At 52.8% G+C, this 21,507-nt stretch carries 30 protein-coding genes and 1 pseudogene; 13 read left to right on the forward strand and 18 right to left on the reverse strand.

Going from position 1 to position 21,507, the window contains the following annotated elements; genetic code table 11:
• Positions 1-536: 536 nt before the first annotated feature.
• Positions 537-1,586 (reverse strand): alcohol dehydrogenase family protein, encoded by a 1,050-nt coding sequence (locus ACP158_RS10360; protein ID WP_424946053.1) that lies wholly within the window; start codon positions 1,584-1,586, stop codon positions 537-539.
• A gap of 142 nt (positions 1,587-1,728) precedes the next feature.
• On the opposite strand from ACP158_RS10360, the gene ACP158_RS10365 reads away from it, so the two are divergent.
• The 5 genes from ACP158_RS10365 (at position 1,729) to ACP158_RS10385 (ending at position 4,554) form a co-directional block, all read left to right on the forward strand.
• Complete coding sequence (locus tag ACP158_RS10365) at positions 1,729-2,196, forward strand: hypothetical protein (RefSeq protein WP_424946054.1); 468 nt, start codon at positions 1,729-1,731, stop codon at positions 2,194-2,196.
• Positions 2,193-2,768, forward strand: coding sequence for a hypothetical protein (locus ACP158_RS10370; RefSeq protein ID WP_424946055.1), 576 nt, complete (start codon positions 2,193-2,195; stop codon positions 2,766-2,768). Before ACP158_RS10365 ends, ACP158_RS10370 begins: the two co-directional genes overlap by 4 nt.
• Positions 2,716-3,381, forward strand: coding sequence for an SCO family protein (locus tag ACP158_RS10375; RefSeq protein ID WP_424946056.1), 666 nt, complete (start codon positions 2,716-2,718; stop codon positions 3,379-3,381). The genes ACP158_RS10370 and ACP158_RS10375 overlap by 53 nt, the downstream gene beginning before the upstream one ends.
• Before the next feature lie 33 nt (positions 3,382-3,414).
• Positions 3,415-3,738, forward strand: a complete 324-nt coding sequence (locus tag ACP158_RS10380) for a c-type cytochrome (RefSeq protein WP_424946057.1) — start codon at positions 3,415-3,417, stop codon at positions 3,736-3,738.
• A gap of 411 nt (positions 3,739-4,149) precedes the next feature.
• Positions 4,150-4,554, forward strand: a complete 405-nt coding sequence (locus ACP158_RS10385) for a hypothetical protein (protein WP_424946058.1) — start codon at positions 4,150-4,152, stop codon at positions 4,552-4,554.
• A 55-nt stretch (positions 4,555-4,609) separates the two neighbouring features.
• Here the strand turns inward: ACP158_RS10385 and ACP158_RS10390 are convergent, their stop codons facing one another.
• From ACP158_RS10390 to ACP158_RS10400, 3 genes are all read right to left on the reverse strand, one after another.
• Complete coding sequence (locus ACP158_RS10390) at positions 4,610-5,419, reverse strand: substrate-binding domain-containing protein (protein ID WP_424946059.1); 810 nt, start codon at positions 5,417-5,419, stop codon at positions 4,610-4,612.
• Positions 5,420-5,555: 136 nt separating this feature from the next.
• The gene (locus tag ACP158_RS10395) at positions 5,556-5,681 is read right to left on the reverse strand and encodes a hypothetical protein (protein ID WP_424946060.1); all 126 of its coding nucleotides are present in this window, start codon (positions 5,679-5,681) and stop codon (positions 5,556-5,558) included.
• Between the two features lie 306 nt (positions 5,682-5,987).
• A complete protein-coding gene (locus ACP158_RS10400; RefSeq protein ID WP_424946061.1) occupies positions 5,988-9,887 on the reverse strand; it encodes a hydantoinase B/oxoprolinase family protein in 3,900 nt (1,299 codons plus the stop codon).
• A 173-nt stretch (positions 9,888-10,060) separates the two neighbouring features.
• On the opposite strand from ACP158_RS10400, the gene ACP158_RS10405 reads away from it, so the two are divergent.
• The 4 genes from ACP158_RS10405 (at position 10,061) to ACP158_RS10420 (ending at position 10,899) form a co-directional block, all read left to right on the forward strand.
• Complete coding sequence (locus ACP158_RS10405; protein ID WP_424946062.1) at positions 10,061-10,285, forward strand: hypothetical protein; 225 nt, start codon at positions 10,061-10,063, stop codon at positions 10,283-10,285.
• Positions 10,279-10,455, forward strand: coding sequence for a hypothetical protein (locus ACP158_RS10410; RefSeq protein ID WP_424946063.1), 177 nt, complete (start codon positions 10,279-10,281; stop codon positions 10,453-10,455). The genes ACP158_RS10405 and ACP158_RS10410 overlap by 7 nt, the downstream gene beginning before the upstream one ends.
• Before the next feature lie 73 nt (positions 10,456-10,528).
• Positions 10,529-10,675: a hypothetical protein gene (locus ACP158_RS10415; RefSeq protein WP_424946064.1), complete on the forward strand. Its 147-nt coding sequence runs from the start codon at positions 10,529-10,531 to the stop codon at positions 10,673-10,675.
• A gap of 68 nt (positions 10,676-10,743) precedes the next feature.
• A complete protein-coding gene (locus ACP158_RS10420; RefSeq protein ID WP_424946065.1) occupies positions 10,744-10,899 on the forward strand; it encodes a hypothetical protein in 156 nt (51 codons plus the stop codon).
• On the opposite strand, the gene ACP158_RS10425 is transcribed toward ACP158_RS10420, so the two are convergent.
• Positions 10,896-11,489, reverse strand: a complete 594-nt coding sequence (locus ACP158_RS10425) for a D-sedoheptulose-7-phosphate isomerase (RefSeq protein WP_424946066.1) — start codon at positions 11,487-11,489, stop codon at positions 10,896-10,898. The genes ACP158_RS10420 and ACP158_RS10425 overlap by 4 nt on opposite strands.
• Before the next feature lie 76 nt (positions 11,490-11,565).
• Here ACP158_RS10425 and ACP158_RS10430 point away from each other — a divergent pair, with 76 nt between their 5' ends.
• On the forward strand, positions 11,566-11,712 hold the full coding sequence (locus ACP158_RS10430) for a hypothetical protein (protein ID WP_424946067.1): 147 nt from the start codon (positions 11,566-11,568) through the stop codon (positions 11,710-11,712).
• 223 nt (positions 11,713-11,935) lie between these two features.
• Here ACP158_RS10430 and ACP158_RS10435 read toward each other — a convergent pair whose 3' ends face one another.
• The 10 genes from ACP158_RS10435 to ACP158_RS10480 form a co-directional block, all read right to left on the reverse strand.
• Positions 11,936-12,193 (reverse strand): hypothetical protein, encoded by a 258-nt coding sequence (locus tag ACP158_RS10435; RefSeq protein WP_424946068.1) that lies wholly within the window; start codon positions 12,191-12,193, stop codon positions 11,936-11,938.
• 153 nt (positions 12,194-12,346) lie between these two features.
• Complete coding sequence (gene gshB / locus ACP158_RS10440; protein WP_424946069.1) at positions 12,347-13,276, reverse strand: glutathione synthase; 930 nt, start codon at positions 13,274-13,276, stop codon at positions 12,347-12,349.
• Between the two features lie 97 nt (positions 13,277-13,373).
• Positions 13,374-15,266 (reverse strand): propionyl-CoA synthetase, encoded by a 1,893-nt coding sequence (locus tag ACP158_RS10445; RefSeq protein WP_424946070.1) that lies wholly within the window; start codon positions 15,264-15,266, stop codon positions 13,374-13,376.
• 45 nt (positions 15,267-15,311) lie between these two features.
• A complete protein-coding gene (locus tag ACP158_RS10450) occupies positions 15,312-15,464 on the reverse strand; it encodes a hypothetical protein (protein WP_424946071.1) in 153 nt (50 codons plus the stop codon).
• 36 nt (positions 15,465-15,500) lie between these two features.
• Positions 15,501-15,674 carry a hypothetical protein gene (locus ACP158_RS10455; RefSeq protein ID WP_424946072.1) on the reverse strand — a complete coding sequence of 58 codons (174 nt, stop codon included), beginning with the start codon at positions 15,672-15,674 and terminating at the stop codon, positions 15,501-15,503.
• 16 nt (positions 15,675-15,690) lie between these two features.
• On the reverse strand, positions 15,691-15,906 hold the full coding sequence (locus ACP158_RS10460; protein WP_424946073.1) for a hypothetical protein: 216 nt from the start codon (positions 15,904-15,906) through the stop codon (positions 15,691-15,693).
• Between the two features lie 16 nt (positions 15,907-15,922).
• The gene (locus tag ACP158_RS10465; RefSeq protein ID WP_424946074.1) at positions 15,923-16,135 is read right to left on the reverse strand and encodes a hypothetical protein; all 213 of its coding nucleotides are present in this window, start codon (positions 16,133-16,135) and stop codon (positions 15,923-15,925) included.
• Between the two features lie 21 nt (positions 16,136-16,156).
• The gene (locus ACP158_RS10470; protein WP_424946075.1) at positions 16,157-16,372 is read right to left on the reverse strand and encodes a hypothetical protein; all 216 of its coding nucleotides are present in this window, start codon (positions 16,370-16,372) and stop codon (positions 16,157-16,159) included.
• Positions 16,373-16,388: 16 nt separating this feature from the next.
• Positions 16,389-16,604 (reverse strand): hypothetical protein, encoded by a 216-nt coding sequence (locus ACP158_RS10475; protein ID WP_424946076.1) that lies wholly within the window; start codon positions 16,602-16,604, stop codon positions 16,389-16,391.
• Between the two features lie 16 nt (positions 16,605-16,620).
• Positions 16,621-16,746, reverse strand: a complete 126-nt coding sequence (locus tag ACP158_RS10480) for a hypothetical protein (RefSeq protein ID WP_424946077.1) — start codon at positions 16,744-16,746, stop codon at positions 16,621-16,623.
• A gap of 41 nt (positions 16,747-16,787) precedes the next feature.
• Between ACP158_RS10480 and ACP158_RS10485 the strand changes: the two are divergent.
• The 3 genes and pseudogenes from ACP158_RS10485 to ACP158_RS10495 all read left to right on the forward strand — a co-directional run.
• Positions 16,788-16,877 (forward strand): annotated as a pseudogene (locus ACP158_RS10485) (IS1595 family transposase); the annotation flags it as partial.
• Positions 16,878-17,055: 178 nt separating this feature from the next.
• Positions 17,056-17,847 (forward strand): enoyl-CoA hydratase, encoded by a 792-nt coding sequence (locus ACP158_RS10490; RefSeq protein ID WP_424946078.1) that lies wholly within the window; start codon positions 17,056-17,058, stop codon positions 17,845-17,847.
• A 73-nt stretch (positions 17,848-17,920) separates the two neighbouring features.
• The gene (locus tag ACP158_RS10495; RefSeq protein ID WP_424946079.1) at positions 17,921-19,174 is read left to right on the forward strand and encodes an MFS transporter; all 1,254 of its coding nucleotides are present in this window, start codon (positions 17,921-17,923) and stop codon (positions 19,172-19,174) included.
• A gap of 101 nt (positions 19,175-19,275) precedes the next feature.
• On the opposite strand, the gene ACP158_RS10500 is transcribed toward ACP158_RS10495, so the two are convergent.
• From ACP158_RS10500 to ACP158_RS10510, 3 genes are all read right to left on the reverse strand, one after another.
• Positions 19,276-19,737, reverse strand: a complete 462-nt coding sequence (locus ACP158_RS10500; protein WP_424946080.1) for an adenylyltransferase/cytidyltransferase family protein — start codon at positions 19,735-19,737, stop codon at positions 19,276-19,278.
• Positions 19,738-19,768: 31 nt separating this feature from the next.
• Positions 19,769-20,653, reverse strand: a complete 885-nt coding sequence (locus tag ACP158_RS10505; RefSeq protein ID WP_424946081.1) for a LicD family protein — start codon at positions 20,651-20,653, stop codon at positions 19,769-19,771.
• A gap of 318 nt (positions 20,654-20,971) precedes the next feature.
• Positions 20,972-21,469 carry a peptidylprolyl isomerase gene (locus tag ACP158_RS10510; protein ID WP_424948450.1) on the reverse strand — a complete coding sequence of 166 codons (498 nt, stop codon included), beginning with the start codon at positions 21,467-21,469 and terminating at the stop codon, positions 20,972-20,974.
• Positions 21,470-21,507 lie beyond the last annotated feature (38 nt).

The following is a 21,507-nucleotide window of genomic DNA, read 5'->3' on the forward strand; positions in this document are numbered from 1 at the left end:
TATTTAACCCGCAAGCAGTCATTATGCTTGGCAGGTTTATTTATAGTGTTTTTAGAACAAAACGGATTATAGTTTATTTTTGACATAAACGCCATCCACATAAACGCCATCCACATAAACGGTAATCTGACGGCAAATTAACCGACGCAATGACCTGAAACCGCCACTCCGAAAGTTATGATGGCGGAACTATAACACGATTAATCGAAGAATGACAACAGTGTCCGGGTTCACCACATATGCGATAAAATCAGGCAGCCGGAAGTGAGGCTTCAGCCTCGCAAAGCCAGTGCAAATGGCGGGACTAAAGTCCCGCTTCCGAGATGGGCATGATTGCCGGAAGTGAGGCTTCAGCCTCGCCAAGCCAGTGCAAATGGCGGGACTAAAGTCCCGCTTCCGAGATGGGGGTGGCCAGACAGTCCGCCTTGAACTCCTTGATGCTAAAGCCCGCTGGCAGTCCCGTCAGTATCATTATCATGCTGGAACAGACTGGTATTGCATAAGTTCAGGTATCTTTGGCTTGATATGGCCTATCCTCAGGCCAGCGTAAGCACAATTTTCCCGGTATGGCTTTTCGCTACAAAACGCTTCTGTGCCTCGGCAATCTGGCTGAGCGGAAAAGTCATTGCTACAACGGCGGCAATATCATTTCGCTCTATACGCCTAACCAGATTGGAAAAAATCTCTTTTCCAAGCACGGTGCAACCGAACAGGCTTAGATCTTTTAAGTAAAGCGTCCGCACATCAAGCTCTACCAACGGCCCCCCAATTGCACCTGCTGTTGCATAATTTCCTGAAGGCTTGAGCGCATCAAGCAGTCCCGACCACTGTTCGCCCGCAACCAGGTCAATGACCACGTCGACACTGTTGCTTCCAAGCGCCTGAACGACATTGTCTTCCCTAAACAATATTCTGTCCGCGCCAAGACTTTTCACGTTATCCGACTTGGCCGGGCTGGTGATGGCGATAACCTTTGCTCGACGAACCTTTGCAAGTTGCACCACAGCCGAGCCAACACCGCCGGATGCGCCCGTGACCAGAACGGTATCATTCGCAGCAACCCCGGCTCGGGTTAACAGATTTTCAGCGGTTGAGTATGAGCAGGGAAAAGAGGCCAGTTCAACGTCACTGAGAGCGCTTTCGATCTGATAGGCATGACCGCAAGCAACGACCGTGTACTCCGAGAATCCGCCATTGCAGTCTGAGCCCAAATACCAGGGTGACGCCAGTGTTTTTCCATTCGCTTTTGTGAGACACGGCTCAATCAACACTCTTTCATGCAAGCGGTTTTTACTGACGTTATCGCCGACCGCCACAATGCGACCGCATACATCAGCGCCTTGAATCAGGGGAAAGCGAACCGCCTTGCCGCTCCAACTGGCATCTCCACTGGCGCCGTCGCCTTTCGAGTACCATCCGGTGCGGGTGTTAATATCTGTATTATTGACTGCGGCGGCGCCAACACGAATAAGGACATCATCCGCGCCGGGCTCAGGCACAGGAATATCATCCCGTATTGCCAACTTGTCGAGACCGCCGTGTCCGGTCAACCACACCCCGCGCATCGTTTTCGGCAATTCATTCATGATGTCGAACTATTATAAGCCACCGTAGTCTGAAATTTGGTATTATCTGTATCTATAATACAAAATCGCCGATGCAAAATTGTCGGCGACGAGAAATCAAGTGAGAAATTAAACGAGAAACCAAACGACTGGAGAGAATAATATGCACGCTTTGACTGGTGGAAATGCGGCACGCGCCGGCGCGATGGCTCTGCTGCTGCTGTTTTTTAATGTTGCCTTGGCCGCGCAAGCCGAACGAAAAACGATTACCGGAGAGGTCATGGATACCTGGTGTTATGTTTCGCAAATCATGGGCGGGTCGGATTTCGTGGTCGGCACTACCCATCATGTTTGCGCGGTATGGTGCGCCGCCGGGGGCATCCCGGTCGGATTGCTGGACAAAAGCGACGGACAGATTTATATGATCATGGGCATCGGCGACGATACCACCAACGTCGCCAATCAATCACTGATGGATATTCAGAGTCATGAAATCACCGTTGAAGGTTCGGTCTATGAACTGGACGGCATCAAGTATTTGATGATCGACACTGTCCTGGACGATAAAGGCGTTACCAATCTTACTCATCAGATTATCGGCATCCTGCCCGCGGAGGCGCATCCCCGATGAAAAACAACATGATGAAAATTAGCATGAAAATTATTGGGGCCGCATTATCCATTGCGGCGCTTTTTATTTTTGTTGTCATCGGCTTATCCAGCAACGCATACGCGGCCAAAAGTTGGGGCATCAGCAACGAAGTCAAAGCCAAATTCACCGGCACTGTGGTCGATATCGCCTGCCAACTTACCGGCGACTGCCCGGATAATTGTGGCGCCGGTTCCAAGCAACTTGGATTGCAAACTAACGATCAAGGATTGATTCTGGTGGCCAAGAATCTAACCTTGTACACCGGCGCGGCCGAAGAGCTCTATGGCTTTTGCGGTCAGGAAATTGAAGTTGATGGCTTGTTCACCGAGAATCGCAATGTGCGCTTTTTTCAGGTGCAAAATATGCGAACCGTCGGCGGCAAATGGGCGAAAGCCACCCGTTTTCATAACGCCTGGGCGGAAAAAAATGGCACCAAACCGCGCAAGGCGAAGCGTTGGTATCGAAAGGATGCGCGGATAAAAACCATTATAGAGCGTGATGGTTATCTGGGGCTGGGGCTGGATAAAGACGCTGAATATTTTGGCAATTAGCCGGGTCATGGCGGTGGTCACGGCGGCGGTATTGGTCGCGGCGTGGTCGCATGATGACCGCGGGGTTGATGACGGCATCGTTGTCAACCAGTCCGAGTTGCCCGGCAACGCCGACTTCCCCCTGAAGGTGGGTGGTGACTTCGAGTTAATCGATCATCACGGCAAATGGGTCACCAACGAAACCTATAAAGGTCGGCACATGCTGGTGTTTTTTGGCTATGTCAACTGCAAAAACATGTGCTCGATTTCGTTGTCGCGAATTGGCAAGGCGCTGGAGCTGTTAGGGGATTCAGTCAACAAACTGACACCGCTGGTCATCACCGTGGATCCTGAGCGGGACACGCCCGCAGCGATGAAATCGGCGTTGACTAAATTTCATCCGAATTTTATTGGCTTGACCGGAAAACCGCAGCAGTTGCAGGCGGCATACCAAAATTACAAACAGCGACCGAGATTAGTCGGCAACGACCCGAACAACGATCCCATCATTTCACATTCATCCTATATTTACCTGATGGACCGAAACGGTGAATTTGCGACATTATTTCCGCCGGCATTGAATCCTGAGCGCATGGCCGATATTATACGCAAGCATATCGACGGCGCAGCCTAACGCGATTTGTAATCAACAGGAACGAATATCCAAATGAAACATGCTATGAACATTCTCGGCGCAGCGGCGCTGGCATCAACAATATTGGTCGGAATGACGGCTCAGGCACAAGACGGCGCGCAGTTATTCGTGTCCAAAGCCTGTATTGCCTGCCACGGTGTTGAAGGCAAACAGCCAATCAACGACAACACGCCCAAACTGGCCGGGCAAAACAAGGGTTATTTAATGACCCAGTTGCAAGATATTAAAAGCGGCGCGCGCAACAACGGTCAAACCGCGCAGATGAAACCCATCGTCGCTAATCTGAGCGACCACGATATCGAGGCGATCACCGAATATTTATCACTACTGCAATGACGCGACCACCAAGGATGGCGGAAGTGCAAATAATGTCGGGAACAATTATTTGCCGACCACCAGGGACGGTGGGAGTGCCGATTGCCGCTCCTGCGCGTCCCGCGCCCGCGGCATACATGCCATCCGTGGCAATATTGTCGGGAGCAAAAATCGGCCGACCGCACCGACGGCGGAAGTGCAAATAATGCAGGCGCAATTATTCGCCGACCTGTCCATTACGCTGATAATGAACCCGCCGCCCGGTCCGTCGTTCCCACCACTCCCTCGTCATTATCGGGCTTGACCCGATAATCCAGTCAAACACCCGCGGCGAAACCGCTACATTACCCGGCTGTGAGGTCGGTGCTCGCTCTGGGCTTTGGGGTGTTGTGTCCCGCTACGCGGGCCTGCCCTCGCGGAAGCGGGGGACGAATGGTTTCACTGGATTCCCGCTTGCGCGGGAATGACGGGCAGGGAGATGCCATCCCCCTTCCCGGCATCGCGCGTTGTAGGAACAGGTCGCGACCACCAGGGATGGTGGGAGTGCAGATTTTGCAGGAGCAAAAATCTGCCTACCGTCCAGGGATGGTGGGAGTGCAGATTTTGCAGGAGCAAAAATCTGCCTACCGTCCAGGGATGGTGGGAGTGCAGATTTTGTCGGGAACAAAAATCTGCCTGCCGTCCATGGACGGTGGAAGTGCCGATTGCCGCTCCTGCGCGTCCCGCGCCCGCGGCATACATGCCATCCGTGGCAATATTGTCGGGAGCAAAAATCGGCCGACCGCACCGACGGCGGAAGTGCAAATAATGCATCGTTACATGGACGTAACTTATTAGAGCAATGCAGGAGCAATTGCCGAGGAGCAATTATTCGCCTGCGCCGCGCGACATCTCAATCTGCATTGGCATAGAAAAGCGGTTGTCCCTTAATGCGATATGAGCGGATGAGTCGCTGCCCTTTTTCAGAGGTTATCCAATCGCTGACTGCCATTGCCCCTGGATAATTAATTTTATGCCGTTCGGGGTTTATGGTGATGACATTGTACTGGTTTTGCAGTTGCTGGCCGCCCGCAAACACGATGGTCATCGATAATCTTTCCTCGGAAAAAATCCAGGTTGCGCGGTCAGTCAATGTATAGGCGCCCAGTTCATCTGCGATTTGCAACGTCTTGCCCATGCCTTGACCCACCTCCCGATACCCGTTCTCATTAGGTTGTTTGCCAATGGATCGCCAAATTTCAAGTTCCTTTTGGTGGGTTCCCGAATCGTCCCCTCTGGAAACAAATAACGCCGAGCTGGACGCTATCCGCTCAAATGCCGCTTTCAAACTTGATGAATAACCAATGGATGCGGGATCATCCGCGGGACCGACAACCACAAAATCATTAAACATCACCCGCCGACGATTGACGCCATGCCCTGCTTGCACAAATGCCAACTCGCTTTGTTCGGCATGAACCAAAATGACATCGACATCCCCGGCCTGCCCCATTCTAAGCGCCTTGCCGGTGCCGGCTGAAATTGTTCGAACGATATATCCGGTATCCGCTTCCATATAGGGCAAAATGTAATCCAGCAAACCAGAATTTTCCGTGCTCGTGGTGGTGGCAAGCAACACGATTTTGCTGTTTTCGTCGGCAAAAGTGGAATGGGGAAATAAACACGACAGTAAAACGATAACCCATATCAAATGGTGACGCATTCTTAGATGACATTCTCGTGCGCGCCCATTATGTGACATGCGTCCGCTCCAGATTATGCTCGGTATGGATTATCGACAAAATTTAGGAACATGGCCAGAATTAAAACGCATTATACTCAGAATGGTTCAAGATACTTTAAGGTATAGTGAAATGGTCATAACTAATTGTTCTATAAATGAGTCCGGCTACGCCGGACGGCATATTCCACTGGATTGCCCGGCCAATAATAATATGGGCCGGGCAATGACAAATGATAGGCAATGGTGAATCGAGAGGGCAAAGGCGAGTTGAGACATCAAAAGTAACCGAGAATAAAAAGTTTGGCTACGCATCCTCCCTGCCGTCATTCTCGCCGCAGGCGGGAATCCAGTTAAAATATGTCGTCCGGCGTAGCCGGACTCCTTTGAAAGAGTGTGAGTCTCGCTTCAATATGCGCCACGAAAATAGGTGTCAATATCTGCTAAAATCTATCCGAAATCGACCGCTTAAAGTATCTTGAACCCTCAGAATTATACGCAATGTGAGGAGGATTACGCCTAGCGGTTATTGCGGCGCCCGCCATGCACTTCAGTTGCAACCGCCGCCACCCGGCGTTTCGATCACCACCACGTCGCCTTCTTTTAGCTCAATTTGATCGGTGGCGGATAACCGGGTCACCGTGCCGTCCGCATGTTCCACATAGTTGCGTCCGGTCTGGCCGGCGCCGCCGCCATTCAAACCGTAAGGCGGCACTTTTCTATGGCCTGAAATTATATTTGCCGTCATCGGTTCGAGGAATTTCACTTTGCGAATAACGCCATCGCCGCCGCGATGCTTGCCTTGCCCGCCGGAATGTTTGCGAATCGCGAACGATTCCAAAATCACCGGGAAGCGCCATTCCAATACTTCCGGGTCGGTCAGGCGTGAGTTGGTCATGTGTGAATGTACCGCATCGGTGCCGGGCGCGTCCGGCGTCGCGCCGGTGCCACCGCATATCGTTTCGTAATACTGATGCTCATCGTTGCCCCAAATAAAATTGTTCATGGTGCCTTGCGATGCGGCTACGGCTTGCACCGCGCCAAACAAGGTATCCACCAGATATTGAGAAGTTTCAACATTGCCGGCGATGACCGCGGCCGGATATTGCGGGCTAATCATGGAGCGCGGCGGGATGATGATTTTCATCGGTTTCAAGCAGCCTTCGTTCAACGGAATATTGTCGGCGACCAGACAACGAAAAACATACAGCACGGCAGCCCGCACCACCGCCTCGGGCGCATTAAAATTTCCCGGATGCTGCGCGCTGGTGCCGGTGAAATCGATGATGGCTTTGCGATTCTGCCGATCGACCTTTATGGATACGGCAATCTGGCAGCCATCGTCCATCTTGTAGGTGAACTCGCCGTCGTCCAATACGCCCAAAACCCGGCGCACCGATTCTTCGGCGTTGTCCTGGACGTGTTTCATATAAGCGTGCACCGTTGCTACGCCGTAGTGCGCGGTCAACGCCAGCAACTCGCGCGCGCCTTTTTCGCACGCCGCCAGTTGCGCCTTGAAGTCGGCGATGTTCATCTGCGGATTGCGCGCCGGCCACTTACCGCCGCGCAACAGCGCATCGATTTCTCGTTCGCGGAAACGGCCGTTCTCCACCAATTTGAAGTTATCAATGACCACGCCCTCTTCTTCTATGCTGGTCGAATCCGCCGGGGCCGAGCCCGGAGTCTTGCCGCCAATATCGGCGTGGTGTCCGCGCGAGGCGACATAAAACAATAACTTTCCGGCGACAAACACCGGCTTGATGATGGTCACATCAGGCAAGTGCGTACCGCCGTTGTAGGGCGCATTCAAGATATACGCATCGCCCGGCGAAATATCGCCGCCGCGTTCGCGTATCACCGTTTTAATGCTCTCGCCCATAGAGCCGAGGTGCACCGGCATGTGCGGGGCATTGGCGACCAGAGCGCCGCAGGGATCGAAAATCGCGCAGGAAAAATCCAGTCTTTCCTTGATGTTCACGGATGCCGCCGTGTTCTCCAGCACCGAACCCATCTGCTCGGCGATGGACATGAATAAATTATTGAATATTTCCAGCATCACCGGATCGACTTCGGCGCCAATCGCCTTAACTTCTTTTCGCTGCTGATATCGCTCTAACACCAGATTATTATCTTCCGTCAAGGTGGCGCACCAGCCCGGCTCAACCACGATGGTGGCGGTCGGATCCAGCACCACCGCGGGACCGTCAATCTCGTGCTCTGCGCGCAACGATGCGCGGTGAAAAAACGGCGTGTCGCGCCACTCATCTTCCATATAGCAGCGATGCACCGCGTCCGGCGTGGGCGCACCTGCGGCTTTTGCGTGCGCATTTTTCACGACCGCCTCGGCTTTGGTATCGCCCGAAAGCAAGGACAGGTCGCGACCTGTCCCTACGGCATCGGCTTTGGCGTCGTGCGTCGGCGCGATGCGCGACGACTTGGCCGCGGAAATCGTCTCCACTTGAATCGATTCCACGATCATTGCCTTGTCTTTGGTAATAAATCCGAAGCGCATTTGATGCACTTGTTCAAAGCGGGTGATTACTTCATCAAGTCGGCCGTGGGCGACGATTAACGCCGTATCCGAGCCCTGATAGCGGACGTGCAGCAGGCGCTTGAATGACAACTCGGCGCCGTCCTCGGCTTTGGCGTCGTGCGAATGCAAGGACAGGTCGCGACCTGTCCCTACGGCGTCGGTGGTGTCGCGCGTGACGTCTTCGGCTTTGGCATCGTGCGTCGCTCTCGACTTCTGTTCCAGACTCAGTTCTACCTCCCCCTTCCTTGGGGTCGTACCGTCACCATCCGTGGCGGCGTCGCCTTGCCGCCGCAACTCGTCCACGCCTTCGCGCTGTAACGCGTCCAACTTTTTCGTCAACTCGGCGAGTGTCGCTTCGGTCAAAACCGCCTCCACCGCCTGCTGCCGATCGACCACGGTATCCGCCAACCCCATGCCATACGCGGATAATACCCCGGCCAATGGATGCACAATAATTCGTTTCATCGCCAACGCATCGGCCACCAAACAGGCGTGCTGACCACCTGCGCCGCCGAAGCAGCACAACGTATATTCGGATACATCGTAGCCGCGCTGCACTGAAATTTTCTTGATGGCATTTGCCATATTTTCCACGGCAATCGCCAAAAAACCGGCGGCCACTGCTTGCGGCTTGCGCCGATCGCCGATCGCGCGCTCAATTTGTTCGGCCAACGCACTGAACCTTGTCAAAACCGTGTCTTTGTCCAGTGCTTGATCGGCGTTTTCTCCGAACACCTTGGGGAACAATTCCGGTTGCAATTTCCCGAGCATGACATTGCAATCGGTGATCGTCAGCGGCCCGCCGTTGCGATAACAACATGGACCCGGGTTTGCGCCGGCTGAATCCGGACCGACGCGAAACCGGGCGCCATCGAAATGCAATATCGAACCGCCGCCGGCGGCCACGGTATGAATCAACATCATCGGCGCGCGCAACCGCACGCCGGCGACCTGGGTCTCAAACGCCTTCTCGAATTCGCCGTTGTAATGGCTGACGTCGGTGGAGGTGCCGCCCATATCAAAGCCAATGACGCGGTTAAATCCCGCCGCTTCCGAGACCCGCGCCATGCCCACCACGCCGCCGGCCGGGCCGGACAAAATAGCATCCTTGCCCTGAAAGAATTTGGCATCGGTCAATCCGCCGTTGGAGCGCATGAACATCAACTTGCCGCCGTGCTCACCCAAGCCGCTGAGTTCTGCAGCAACCTGATTGACATAGCGGCGCAAAATTGGCGAAAGGTAGGCATCGACAACGGTGGTGTCGCCGCGGGAAACCAGTTTCATCAGCGGACTGACTTGATGACTTACTGAAATTTGGGTGAAGCCGATTTGTTGGGCGAGCCGTTGCAGTCGCGCCTCATGCTGGTGATAGCGATAGCCGTGCATTAAGACGATGGCGACGCCGCGCAGTCCGTTATCAAAATGGTTCTGCAAGCCGCGCCGCGCCGCGGCCTCATCCAATGGCAACATTATTTCGCCATGCGCGCCGATGCGCTCATCAATTTCCAGCACCTCGCCATACAGCATTTGCGGTAACCGAACATGCAATGCGAACAGGTCGGGGCGGGTTTGGTAGCCGATTCGCAATTGATCCTTGAACCCTTTGGTGGTGGCCAGCAAGGTCGGTTCGCCCTGCCTTTCGAGCAGCGCGTTGGTGGCGATGGTGGTGCCCATTTTTACCGCTGCGATTGTTTCCGCGGGCAGGGTTTGATTGTTATTCAGGTCCGAGTTCAGGCGCAGAATATCCTTGATGCCCTGAATCGCCGCATCGCGGTATTGCTCGGGATTTTCCGAAAGCAACTTGTGGGTGATGACTTCACCATTGGGTCGGCGGGCGACCACATCGGTAAATGTGCCGCCGCGATCAATCCAGAATTCCCATTTGTCGGTGTTGCGTTTGTGTGTGGTTTTGCTCACGCGGGTAAGTTATCCAGCAAGATGATTGGCGAAAGCATTGTATCACCCACGCGACAGGTGGACAAAGTCGTGTATAAGTCCATAACATCTGGCACTCCGGTTGGTTGATAATCAGGGATTGTAGCGGTTATTGCCCAGCTGGCGTTGTCGGACTTTTTTCTCGTTTACTTTTGGTGTCTCAATTCGCCTTTGTCCTCTCGATTCACCATTGCCCTATAATTTGTCATTGCCCGGCCCTTATTACCATTGGCCGGGCAATCCAGTTATTAAACTCAGCGGCGTTAGCCGCTATCATTACCGGCAGCAAATCCGCCGCTATTGCGCGGCTTCGCCGGACGACATATTTTAACTGGATTCCCGCCTGCGGCGAGAATGACGGGCTGAGGGGACAATGGTAAATAAGTGTCATGCAAAGCGTGACACTAAAACGTGCTCCAGCGTAGCCGGACTTCTTATTCTCAATGTGCCATTGGCGTCTCAACTCGCCTTTGTCCTCTCGATTCACCATTGCCTATCATTTGTCATTGCCCGGCCCATATTATTATTGGCCGGGCAATCCAGTTATTAAACCGTTCGGCGTAGCCGAACTCCTTTTATCGCGGCGTTAGCCGCTATCATTACCGGCAGCAAATCCGCCGCTATTGCGCGGCTTCGCCGGACGACATATTTTAACTGGATTCCCGCCTGCGGCGAGAATGACGGGTTGGGGAGACAATGGTAAATCGGGCGGGAATGATTTTTTTGAAACGCCAAAAGTAAACGAGAAAAAGGAGTCCCGTTTCGTGTGACAATTATTTACTTTTGGCGTCTCAACTCGCCTTTGTCCTCTCGATTCACCATTGCCTATCATTTGTCATTGCCCGGCCCATATTATTATTGGCCGGGCAATCCAGTTATTAAACTCAGCGGCGTAGCACCGGCTTCGGAGACCGGGATGCTCATCGATTGGCAGGCTGCGGCGTTTTCTTTGCCTTCGGTTCTGAGCTTATATTCATGTCGTATCGTGCCTTAATTATCAGGATAATTTTGCGGGAAAAAAGATCTTTCAATCAACTCAATCAGAATGTGCAGAATTTTTATATGCAGCTCTTGAATTTTATCTGCAAATTCATAGTCAACAGTATGAATATCAACGCTCGCAATTTTACCCAGCGGTGAATTTTCCGAACCGGTCAGACTAATCACGGACAGGTCATTTTCCAGGGCATATTCGGCCGCTTTAATGACATTGGCGCTCTTGCCGCTGGTGCTTATGGCGACCAATGCGTCTCCTTTTTTTGCGCGTGCTTCGAGGTAACGCGAGAACACAAATTCGTAACCGTAATCGTTGGCGACGCAAGATAAATGCCCCGCATCGCTGATTGCGGCGGCAGATAACCCGGCTCTGTTTTTTCTATATCGCCCGGTTAGTTCTTCGGCGAAATGCATGGCATCGCTCATCGAACCGCCATTGCCGCAACTATAAATGGTATTTCCATTTTGCAGCGTCTTGATTAACACCGCGGCGGCTTGCGCGATGGATTCAATTTTGGCATGATCATTGATAAAGTGCTCCAATGCCGATTTGGATTCGGATAAAGAAGATAGGATTAATGATTTCACGACAAGTAAAGATATTATTCTAAGGTTCAAGATACTTTAAGGCATAGTGAAATGGTCATAACTAATTGTTCTATAAATGGAAAACAAGCATGTCATTCGTTGCCGAATTTCGGAGAATAAATTCAGGGCGATTCCACGGCTGTTTTGCCTTGATATCAAGGCTTGCAAAGTCGCACAAATCACCAGCATCTCTGGCCCAGCGACCAGCCGATTGTATACTTAAATCAGACATGTATGTGTTCACTAATTCATTGCCCGTTTTGTTTCTTTCCAGCGGTGTTTTAGCACCGCCCTCTCGGCCGTCATTCTCGTCGAAGGCGCGGCTTAGCCGCAAAGGAGTCCGGCTACGCCGGACGGCATATTCGCACTGGATTGCCCGGAACAAGCCGGGCAATGACGGATTATAGGTAATAGAGCGCGTTTTAGTGTCACGCTTTGCGTGACACTTATTTACCATTGTCTTCCCAAAAGAACTCATCGCCTTCCGATTCACCATTGTCCCCCCAGCCCGTCATTCTCGCCGAAGGCGGGAATCCAGTTAAATATCTGTCACGCGTAGCGTGACTCTTTTTGGCATCCGGCTTTGCCAGACACAAACCGGCGGCTTCGCCGCAAATGAGTCCGGCTACGCCGGACGGCATATTCCACTGGATTGCCCGGCCAATAATAATATGGGCCGGGCAATGACGACCCTTATTTGTCATTCTCGCCGCAGGCGGGAATCCAGTTAAAATATGTCTCCGGCGTAGCCGGACCCCTTTGAAAGAGTGTGAGTTTCGCTTCAATATGCGCCACGAAAATAGGTGTCAATATCTGCTGAAATCTATCCGAAATCGACCGCTTAAAGTATCTTGAACCTATTCTAATGCAGCGATTATTTGATGATGGTAGGCAGTCTGATTAAACTGGGACAACTCCTGCAATCCGGTTGGGCTGGTGACATTAACTTCGATAAGCATACCACCGATGATGTCGATTCCCGCAAAAAACACGCCCTGGTCGATAAACCCATATTTCATCGCCGCACAGATTTCCAAATCGCGCTGATCCAGTTCGACCGGATTCGCTGAGCCCCCCATATCCAGATTGTTCAACTCCGCGCCCTCCGCATGCAATCGTAATATCCCGCCCAAAGGCTCGCCGTTTAGCAACAAGATTCTTTTATCCCCTTCCGCTGCGGTCTGCAAATACGCCTGCGCGATGACCCAATGGCTACCTTGGTGGGTTGCGTCCACAATCACTTGCTCCCGGTCTCCCGCATTATAAAAAACAATGCCTTTGCCGCCGTACCCGTCAATGGGTTTTATGATTATTCGTTGATGGCGCTCAGCCAGTGCCTTGATTTCATCGACATCATTGGTAACCACGGTTTTCGGCGTGAATTCAGGGTAAAGAAGGGCGGCCAATTTTTCATTCCAATTGCGAATACCGGAGGGTCGATTAAGCACTCGAGTACGCTCAGGCAGATAGTCCAGCAGCAGCGTGGCATAAAAATATCTGCGGTCGAAAGGCGGATCGGTGCGAATCCAGACCACATCGACTTCGCCCAGATTGATTGAGGTCGATTCGAGTATCGTGAATGGTTTGTCATGGTCGTCATCATGCACGTCATGCACATCCACCCAGATTATATTGGCGTGCACTTGATTGTGATTCAGCCGCAAGGATTGTTGATTCAGATAACCCACCCGATGCCCGCGCTCAACACAAGCGAGCATCAGAAAATAGGTCGTGTCTTTCCACGCCTTGACGGACTCCAACTCGTTCATAATGAAGGCGTGCCTCATAATGCCACCTCATGCTTCAACCACAACATGTATTTCCCCATCATGTATTTCCCCATCATGTATTTCCCCATCATGTATTTCCCAATCGCCTTTTGCATCAATTTTGTGCATACCCCAAAGATTGCAATGCTGCGGTAATCTCGTCAAGAATCGCGGGGTCATCGATGGTCGCCGGTATTTTCCACTGATCGTTGTCGGCGATTTTTTTCATGGTGCCGCGCAGGATTTTTCCAGAGCGTGTTTTTGGAAGTCGCTTCACCACAACGGCCAACTTAAACGCAGCCACGGGACCAATTTTTTCTCTGACCAGTTGAATCGATTCCTTGATTATTTCTTCTGGCGCGCGATTGGTGCCGGAATTCAACACCAAGCAACCGAGCGGCAGTTCGCCCTTGAGTGCATCGGCGACCCCCATCACTGCACATTCCGCCACCTCAGGATGCGATGCCAGAACCTCTTCTATGGCCCCGGTAGATAGCCGATGCCCGGCAACATTGATGACATCGTCGGTGCGCGACATGACAAAGACATAGCCCTCTTCGTCGATATAACCGGCATCGCCGGTTTCGTAATAACCCGGAAACGATTTTAGATAAGAATCAAAATGACGCTGCCGCGCATTCCATAAGCCGGGGAAAGTGCCTGGCGGCAACGGCAGTTTCGCCACCAACGCGCCGATGTCGCCGGTTTTGACTTGGTTGCCGGAATCGTCCAAGGCGCGCAACTGCCAGCCCGGAACCGGCCGCGTCGGCGAGCCGTCCTTGACCGTCAGGCGCTCGATGCCGAGGCAGTTGGCGCAGATCGCCCAACCGGTTTCAGTTTGCCACCAATGATCGATAACCGCCACGCCGAGTTTGTCGCGCGCCCAGTTCAGTGTATCGGGATCGGTGCGCTCGCCAGCCAGGAACAGCGATTGCAAACAGGACAGGTCGTATTTTTTTATATACTCGCCGTTCGGGTCTTCCTTCTTGATGGCGCGAAACGCGGTCGGCGCGGTGAACAAAACTTTCACTTTATGCTCCGAGATGACGCGCCAGAATACCCCGGGGTCGGGCGTGCCGACCGGCTTGCCTTCAAATAATATAGTGGTGCAGCCATTGAATAGCGGCGCGTAGACGATATACGAATGACCCACTACCCAACCCACATCCGAGGCCGCCCAGTACACCTCTCCGGGCTCGACGTTGTAGATATTTTTCATGCTCCATTTCAGCGCGACGATGCCGCCGCCGGTATCTCGGATTACGCCTTTGGGCGCGCCGGTGGTGCCTGAGGTATACAGAATATACAGCGGGTCGGTGGCGGCGACTGGCACGCAGTCGACATCGGCTGCCTGGTCAACGGCTGCTTGCCAATCCAGGTCACGGCCGTCGATCAGGTCGGCGCGAAGTTGCGGCCGCTGATAAACAATACAATGATCTGGCTTGTGATCAGCGATGTCAATGGCGTTATCAAGCAAAGGCTTGTATTCGATCACGCAACCGGGTTCGATGCCGCAGGAGGCGCAAACAATCACTTTGGGTTTGCAATCGTCAATGCGCACCGCCAACTCGTTAGCGGCAAATCCGCCAAACACCACGCAATGCACCGCGCCGATGCGGGCGCAGGCGAGCATGCCGATGACGGCCTCAGGAATCATCGGCATGTAGAGAATGACCCGATCGCCCGGCTGCACGCCGCACTCGCGCAATGCGCCGGCAAATCGCGCGGTACGCGCCTTCAAGTCGGCGTAGGTAATCTCCTGCTGGCTACCGGTAAGCGGGCTGTCATGGATGATTGCCGTTTGCTCCCCCCGCCCTTGCTCAACGTGCAAATCAACCGCATTGTGACACACATTGGTTTCGCCGCCGCTGAACCATTTATAAAACGGCGCATCGGAGTCATCCAGAACCGTGTCCCATTTTTTATACCAAAAAACATTCTCGGCGGCCTCCCCCCAAAACGCCAGCGGGTTTGCGCATGATCGATTATAAATTTCGTTAAAAGTCATTGTTTACTTTACTGTTTAATTCGTTACTGGCCGTTTGCGGTGATATCATCCAGTGACACAATCCGGCCCAGTAACCTGGCTGAAGATAGACACAATCAAAGTATTATAAAGGAGTCTGGCTACGCCGGACGGCATATTCCACTGGATTGCCCGGCCAATAATAATATGGGCCGGGCAATGACGACCCTTATTTGTCATCCTCGCCGGCAGGCGGAAAAAACCGCCTCCCTGCCGTCATTCTCGCCGAAGGCGGGATCCAGTTAAATATCTGTCACGCGTAGCGTGACTCCTTTTGGCATCCGGCTTTGCCAGACACAAACCGGCGGCTTCGCCGCAAATGAGTTCGGCTACGCCGAACGGTTTAATAACTGGATTGCCCGGCCAATAATAATAATATGAGCCGGGCAATGACGACCCTTATTTGTCATCCTCGCCGGCAGGCGGAAAAAACCGCCCTCCCGGCCGTCATTCTCGCCGAAGGCGGGAATCCAGTTAAATATCTGTCACACGTAGCGTGACTCCTTTTGGCATCCGGCTTTGCCAGACACAAACCGGCGGCTACGCCGCAAATGAGTTCGGCTACGCCGAACGGTTTAATAACTGGATTGCCCGGCCAATAATAATAATATGAGCCGGGCAATGACGACCCTTATTTGTCATCCTCGCCGGCAGGCGGAAAAAACCGCCCTCCCGGCCGTCATTCTCGCCGAAGGCGGGAATCCAGTTAAATATCTGTCACGCGTAGCGTGACTCCTTTTGGCATCCGGCTTTGCCAGACACAAACCGGCGGCTTCGCCGCAAATGAGTCCGGCTACGCCGAACGGTTTAATAACTGGATTGCCCGGCCAATAATAATATGGGCCGGGCAATTGTATGTGTTCACTTATTTGTCATCCTCGCCGGCAGGCGGAAAAAACCGCCCTCCCGGCCGTCATTCTCGCCGAAGGCGGGAATCCAGTTAAATATCTGTCACGCGTAGCGTGACTCCTTTTGGCATCCGGCTTTGCCAGACACAAACCGGCGGCTTCGCCGCAAATGAGTCCGGCTACGCCGAACGGTTTAATAACTGGATTGCCCGGCCAATAATAATAATATGGGCCGGGCAATGACGACCCTTATTTGTCATCCTCGCCGGCAGGCGGAAAAAACCGCCCTCCCGGCCGTCATTCTCGCCGAAGGCGGGAATCCAGTTAAATATCTGTCACGCGTAGCGTGACTCTTTTTGGCATCCGGCTTTGCCAGACACAAACCGGCGGCTTCGCCGCAAATGAGTCCGGCTACGCCGGACGGTTTAATAACTGGATTGCCCGGCCAATAATAATAATATGGGCCGGGCAATGACGACCCTTATTTGTCATCCTCGCCGGCAGGCGGAAAAAACCGCCCTCCCGGCCGTCATTCTCGCCGAAGGCGGGAATCCAGTTAAATATCTGTCACGCGTAGCGTGACTCTTTTTGGCATCCGGCTTTGCCAGACACAAACCGGCGGCTTCGCCGCAAATGAGTTCGGCTACGCCGGACTCATTTGAAAGAGTGTGAGTTTCGCTTCAATATGCGCCACGAAAATGGGTGTCAATATCTGCTAAAATCTATCCGAAATCAACCGCTTAAAGTATCTTTAACCATTATAAAAGATCGGTTGCTTCGCGTGAATCTCAGAAATTTGTTAAATTTACCCAAACCATAGGCACAAGCACCGACTTGGCGTGTTGAGCATTATTTTCAAACCATTTTATTCGCTATAATTTACCTGAAATTTTGATCACACATAACCGACGACATAACTTACGATGACATATAAAACGATTATTGCTGAAAACATTAGCCAGAACATTGGCCAGGACATTGGACTGATAACTTTTAACCGACCACAAGTACTGAACGCATTATCAAACCAACTCAGAACCGAGTTGACCCAGGCGTTATCTGATTTTGAAAACAATCACGCATTAGGCGCCATCGTGATTACCGGCGGCGAAAAAGTTTTTGCGGCCGGCGCCGACATCACGGAAATGAAAGACCTATCCTATATCGATGCTTACCAGGACGATGCGGTCGGCGGCCTGGAAGCGGCGCTTGGCCAATGCCGCAAGCCGGTGATCGCCGCCGTGAGCGGTTATGCGCTGGGTGGCGGCTGCGAACTGGCCATGATGTGCGACTTCATCATTGCCTCGGAAACCGCGAAATTCGGGCAGCCGGAAATCAACTTGGGCATTCTTCCCGGTTGGGGCGGCACCCAACGACTCACTCGCCTGGTCGGAAAGTCAAAGGCGATGGACATGTGCTTGACGGGCAGGATGATGGATGCGGTTGAAGCCGAACGATGCGGGTTGGTCGCGCGCGTCTTAGCGGAAGAAAAGTTTATTGATGAAGTCATCGGCATCGCGAAGTCAATCGCGGCGAAGTCGCGACCGGCGTTGATGATGAACAAGGAATGCGTCAACCAGGCGATGGAAACCAGCCTGCACGACGGCTTGCTGTTTGAGCGCCGCCAATTTCAGGCGACTTTTGCGACCGAAGATCAAAAGGAAGGCATGGCCGCGTTTGTGGAAAAAAGAAAGCCGCGATGGAAGCATCGATGATTGAAGCTGGCTAATCGGCGTTATAAATCAAGGCGGCAAGCAAAATCGGGAATTTAAGGGGATACTTGAAATAATGTCATCAAGTTTAAAAAGTTGGCGCACGCCGCTGGTAGTGATCATCGCCGGCTGCCTGATTTCCACTACCGGTTTCGGAATACGCTCGGTATTCGGGCTGTTTTTGGAGCCGATGACGGTGCAGCTGAACTGGTCCAGGGAAACTTTCGCGCTGGCCATGGCATTGCAAAACCTGATGTGGGGAATCGGCTTGCCGTTCGCCGGCGCCATCGCCGATAAGTTCGGCTCGGTCAAAGTGATTATCGTCGGCGCCATTGTTTACGGCATCGGCGTCTGGGGAATGGCAAATGCCGAAACCGGGTTTGCCTTGCATATGACCGGCGGCATTCTGGCCGGACTCGGCATTGCCTTTTCCGCATTCACGCTGGCGTTGGCGGTCATGGTGCGGGTTGTGGGCGCGCAAAAAAGATCCTTCGTTTTGGGATTAGGCACGGCCGCCGGCTCGTTCGGGCAAGTATTATTCTCACCGCTTAGTCAGGGATTTATTTCCGCGTTCGGCTGGCAAACCGCGCTGGTCATTCTCGCCTCAATGACGCTGTTGATGATACCCCTGGCCTTATGCCTGCCTGATTCCACGACCAATTCCACGAGCAATTCATCGGCTGTGCAAGCAAAGAAAATCAGCGACCAATCTTTGTCGGCAGCCGTTTATGAAGCGATTCATCATCGCGGGTATGCGCTGTTAACCATTGGCTTCTTTGTATGCGGCTTCCATGTCGCGTTTATAACGGTTCATTTCCCCGCCTATATTCAAGACCTCGGGCTCAACCCGGCAATTGGCGCCTATTCCATCGCCCTGATTGGCTTGATGAATATCATCGGTTCGCTGTTATCCGGATGGGCTGGCCAGAAGTGGAGTAAAAAATGCGGTTTGAGCGTCATCTATTTCAGCCGGGCGATCATTATCATGGCCCTGCTGTTACTGCCGAAAACGCCGTTAGTGATGCTGTTATTTGCCGGCGCGATGGGCCTGCTCTGGCTATCCACCGTTCCACTCACCACGGGTATCGTGGCGCAGATATTTGGGGTTAAGTATATGGGAACCTTATTCGGAATCGTTTTTCTGAGTCACCAACTCGGCAGCTTTATGGGCGTCTGGCTGGGCGGTCGTATTTATGACCAAACCGGGTCCTACGACGGTATGTGGCAGGCTGGGATAGTGGTCGGAATTCTGGCCGCGTTAATTCACTTGCCGATTAATGAGAAACCGTTGCAACGGTTGGCAACAAACGCACAAGCAACCAAAGCATAGCTATAAAAATTTGTTGCCATCCTGGCGGACGGCGCGGAAAAAGCAACGCGTTTTCCTCACAGCCGCGCAATGTCCCCGAATGCCAACCCGGTCCGGTCGAATCAAACCAACAGTATTTTTTCAGGCGGCGACGCTTTGCAGCGATGGATAATATCCGTGGTTGAGATGCCTTTTGTATAATTGACCGCTCGGAATATGCCCATCTCAATGGGCACCTTGTAGATACGCCGTCGTTGCTCAGCGGAATAGTCATCGCCATGCGCCACTACATCTATGTTGTATTTCTCGATCCACGCAGGGTCGAATACCCACGGCGCGTTGGGAATCACCTGGTCCACATACCGACAGGCGGCAACCGCCGCGATACGCTGTTCCATCGTCTGTATCGGTCTGCGCTTATGAACCTGCGCCACATCATCGGCATTAATTCCCACCAGAACATAGTCGCCCAGGCCGCTGACCTGCCGCAGAAACTCGACATGCCCATAATGAAACAGGTCGGCCACCATGTCCGCATACACTCGTATCATCGCTCCGTTTCCTTTTTCATCCGGCTTTTCCACGGACTGGCATTTGGCATTAAAATCATGACAGTCACGCCGTGGACAAGACACAGAGCCGGCCAGAAACCGCCGCGGGATCCGCTCTGTAAATGTAGGTTTGGTCTCGAGTCAGCTTCTCCTGGTAGAGCACTTCCTCGTGGTTGTCATACTTGATAACCAGCGCGTACCAGTCATCGCTGGGCAGATTTAACTTGGTGTAGCCCAGTTTATTGGTCCTGGAACGGCCTACCCCGGCAACCCTGACCTCGGCGTCAAAAATGGGGTTGCTCTCATGATCAAGCACCCTTAGCTTGCCGCCGCCATTGCCACTGGTGTTGTTTGAGGAAACGTCTCGGGGGCCATCCGCAACCAAATTCAAAACATCTTGCTCAAACCCCGTTTTCTTTGGCGTCCTCCACGCCGCACCATACTTGTGACGCAAGTATTCTTCGGGCGGATTGGGAACCAGAAACTTCGCGCCAATAAAGTCTATTTCCTTCAATCGGGTAAACAGCCTGGCCGGAATACGCACCCCAGGGTAGTGGACTATGCTGTGGTCAACGATGCGGTAGCAGGTCCAGTCTATCCTGGTTGAGGACTTCATCATTGACACGTTGGTATAGTGATCGTTGCGTTCAATCCTGGCAAAATACCCTTGCTCGCTAAAGGCTGAGGCAACCGTATCCACGGTCTTTTCCGTGACCCCATGCAGTCCGATTATTGATCCAATATCCAAGTCATCATCCCACGGAATAATGCCTTGGTCCCTGATCGCGCCCAGGCATGTGCCTTGCCGAAGAAAGAAGACCACGCCTAGTTGGTCCATAATCTGTTTTGCTTCCCTCAGCAATCCCTCGGCAATGGCGACCTCCACTGGCGGCGCAACTGAATACGATCTTTCTAAAGCAGCTTCATCTGCTCCGTGACTCGATACCATTTTTTTCTCCACTTGTCAGTATTGGTTATGGACCCCGAATTAAAGTGCTGGCATCAAAGCGCCGACATCATTGCCAACCAACGCGATCTTGATTCAGCCCGGGCGCTGTTCTCCTGTTGAATAGGCATCGACAAGCAAGACTTGGCAGGCGGCCTGAATCAGGCGCCCATCATCGGCACAACAGATAGAATTCGGCTAGCACGACGTGTACCAGAACTGGAACTGCTGCTTGGCTTCCCGCCGCCAACAGGTTGATAACAAGGGGACTATAACACAAAACCGCCGCTTCTTTCGGCTTCAAGTTCTTTCAGGTCAAAACTATTCTGAAATCACTTCAACCGTCTCTATCACTATGGCCACTAACGGCACGTCGCCATGTCCGCGAACATTTCCAGTGGCAACGCCGCCGATTTGCTTGACCACATCCAAGCCATTGATGACTTTTGCAAATACCGCATAGCCCCATCCTTGCTGCGTTTTAGCGGTGAAGTCGAGAAATGCGTTATCCGCCAGATTGATGAAAAATTGCGAGGTGGCGGAATCCGGCGCCGAGGTCCTGGCCATGGACAAGGTGCCAACGGTGTTTTTTAGCCCATTGTCCGCTTCGTTGACGATCGGCGGCTGGGTGCTTCGTTGCTTCATGTCCGGGGTGAATCCGCCGCCCTGGATCATGAACCCGGGAATGACCCGATGAAATATCAACCCGTCAAAGTGGCCCGATTCGACATAGCCAATGAAGTTTTTTACGGTTTGCGGGGCGGCGTCGGGATAAAGTTCAATCTCGATGACACCAACAGAAGTGGTCATTTTTATCATGTTTTTGGTTTCAGTTGCATCGGCGTCGAACAAAAAAA

The sequence above is a fragment of the Candidatus Spongiihabitans sp. genome (assembly GCF_965247905.1).
Lineage (GTDB): Bacteria > Pseudomonadota > Gammaproteobacteria > Arenicellales > Poriferihabitantaceae > Spongiihabitans.

What these genes read in the sequence shown, in the direction of transcription:
- ACP158_RS10510 (WP_424948450.1), bottom strand. Translation starts at nt 21,469, where the DNA reads ATGATAAAAATGACCACTTCTGTTGGTGTCATCGAGATTGAACTTTAT.
- ACP158_RS10385 (WP_424946058.1), top strand. Translation starts at nt 4,150, where the DNA reads ATGGTTTCACTGGATTCCCGCTTGCGCGGGAATGACGGGCAGGGAGAT.
- ACP158_RS10430 (WP_424946067.1), top strand. Translation starts at nt 11,566, where the DNA reads ATGGAAAACAAGCATGTCATTCGTTGCCGAATTTCGGAGAATAAATTC.
- ACP158_RS10365 (WP_424946054.1), top strand. Translation starts at nt 1,729, where the DNA reads ATGCACGCTTTGACTGGTGGAAATGCGGCACGCGCCGGCGCGATGGCT.
- ACP158_RS10505 (WP_424946081.1), bottom strand. Translation starts at nt 20,653, where the DNA reads ATGGTATCGAGTCACGGAGCAGATGAAGCTGCTTTAGAAAGATCGTAT.
- ACP158_RS10380 (WP_424946057.1), top strand. Translation starts at nt 3,415, where the DNA reads ATGAAACATGCTATGAACATTCTCGGCGCAGCGGCGCTGGCATCAACA.
- ACP158_RS10435 (WP_424946068.1), bottom strand. Translation starts at nt 12,193, where the DNA reads ATGACAAATAAGGGTCGTCATTGCCCGGCCCATATTATTATTGGCCGG.
- ACP158_RS10495 (WP_424946079.1), top strand. Translation starts at nt 17,921, where the DNA reads ATGTCATCAAGTTTAAAAAGTTGGCGCACGCCGCTGGTAGTGATCATC.
- ACP158_RS10370 (WP_424946055.1), top strand. Translation starts at nt 2,193, where the DNA reads ATGAAAAACAACATGATGAAAATTAGCATGAAAATTATTGGGGCCGCA.
- ACP158_RS10490 (WP_424946078.1), top strand. Translation starts at nt 17,056, where the DNA reads ATGACATATAAAACGATTATTGCTGAAAACATTAGCCAGAACATTGGC.
- gshB (WP_424946069.1), bottom strand. Translation starts at nt 13,276, where the DNA reads ATGAGGCACGCCTTCATTATGAACGAGTTGGAGTCCGTCAAGGCGTGG.
- ACP158_RS10390 (WP_424946059.1), bottom strand. Translation starts at nt 5,419, where the DNA reads ATGCGTCACCATTTGATATGGGTTATCGTTTTACTGTCGTGTTTATTT.
- ACP158_RS10445 (WP_424946070.1), bottom strand. Translation starts at nt 15,266, where the DNA reads ATGACTTTTAACGAAATTTATAATCGATCATGCGCAAACCCGCTGGCG.
- ACP158_RS10450 (WP_424946071.1), bottom strand. Translation starts at nt 15,464, where the DNA reads ATGACAAATAAGGGTCGTCATTGCCCGGCCCATATTATTATTGGCCGG.
- ACP158_RS10410 (WP_424946063.1), top strand. Translation starts at nt 10,279, where the DNA reads ATGGTAAATAAGTGTCATGCAAAGCGTGACACTAAAACGTGCTCCAGC.
- ACP158_RS10360 (WP_424946053.1), bottom strand. Translation starts at nt 1,586, where the DNA reads ATGAATGAATTGCCGAAAACGATGCGCGGGGTGTGGTTGACCGGACAC.
- ACP158_RS10375 (WP_424946056.1), top strand. Translation starts at nt 2,716, where the DNA reads ATGGTTATCTGGGGCTGGGGCTGGATAAAGACGCTGAATATTTTGGCA.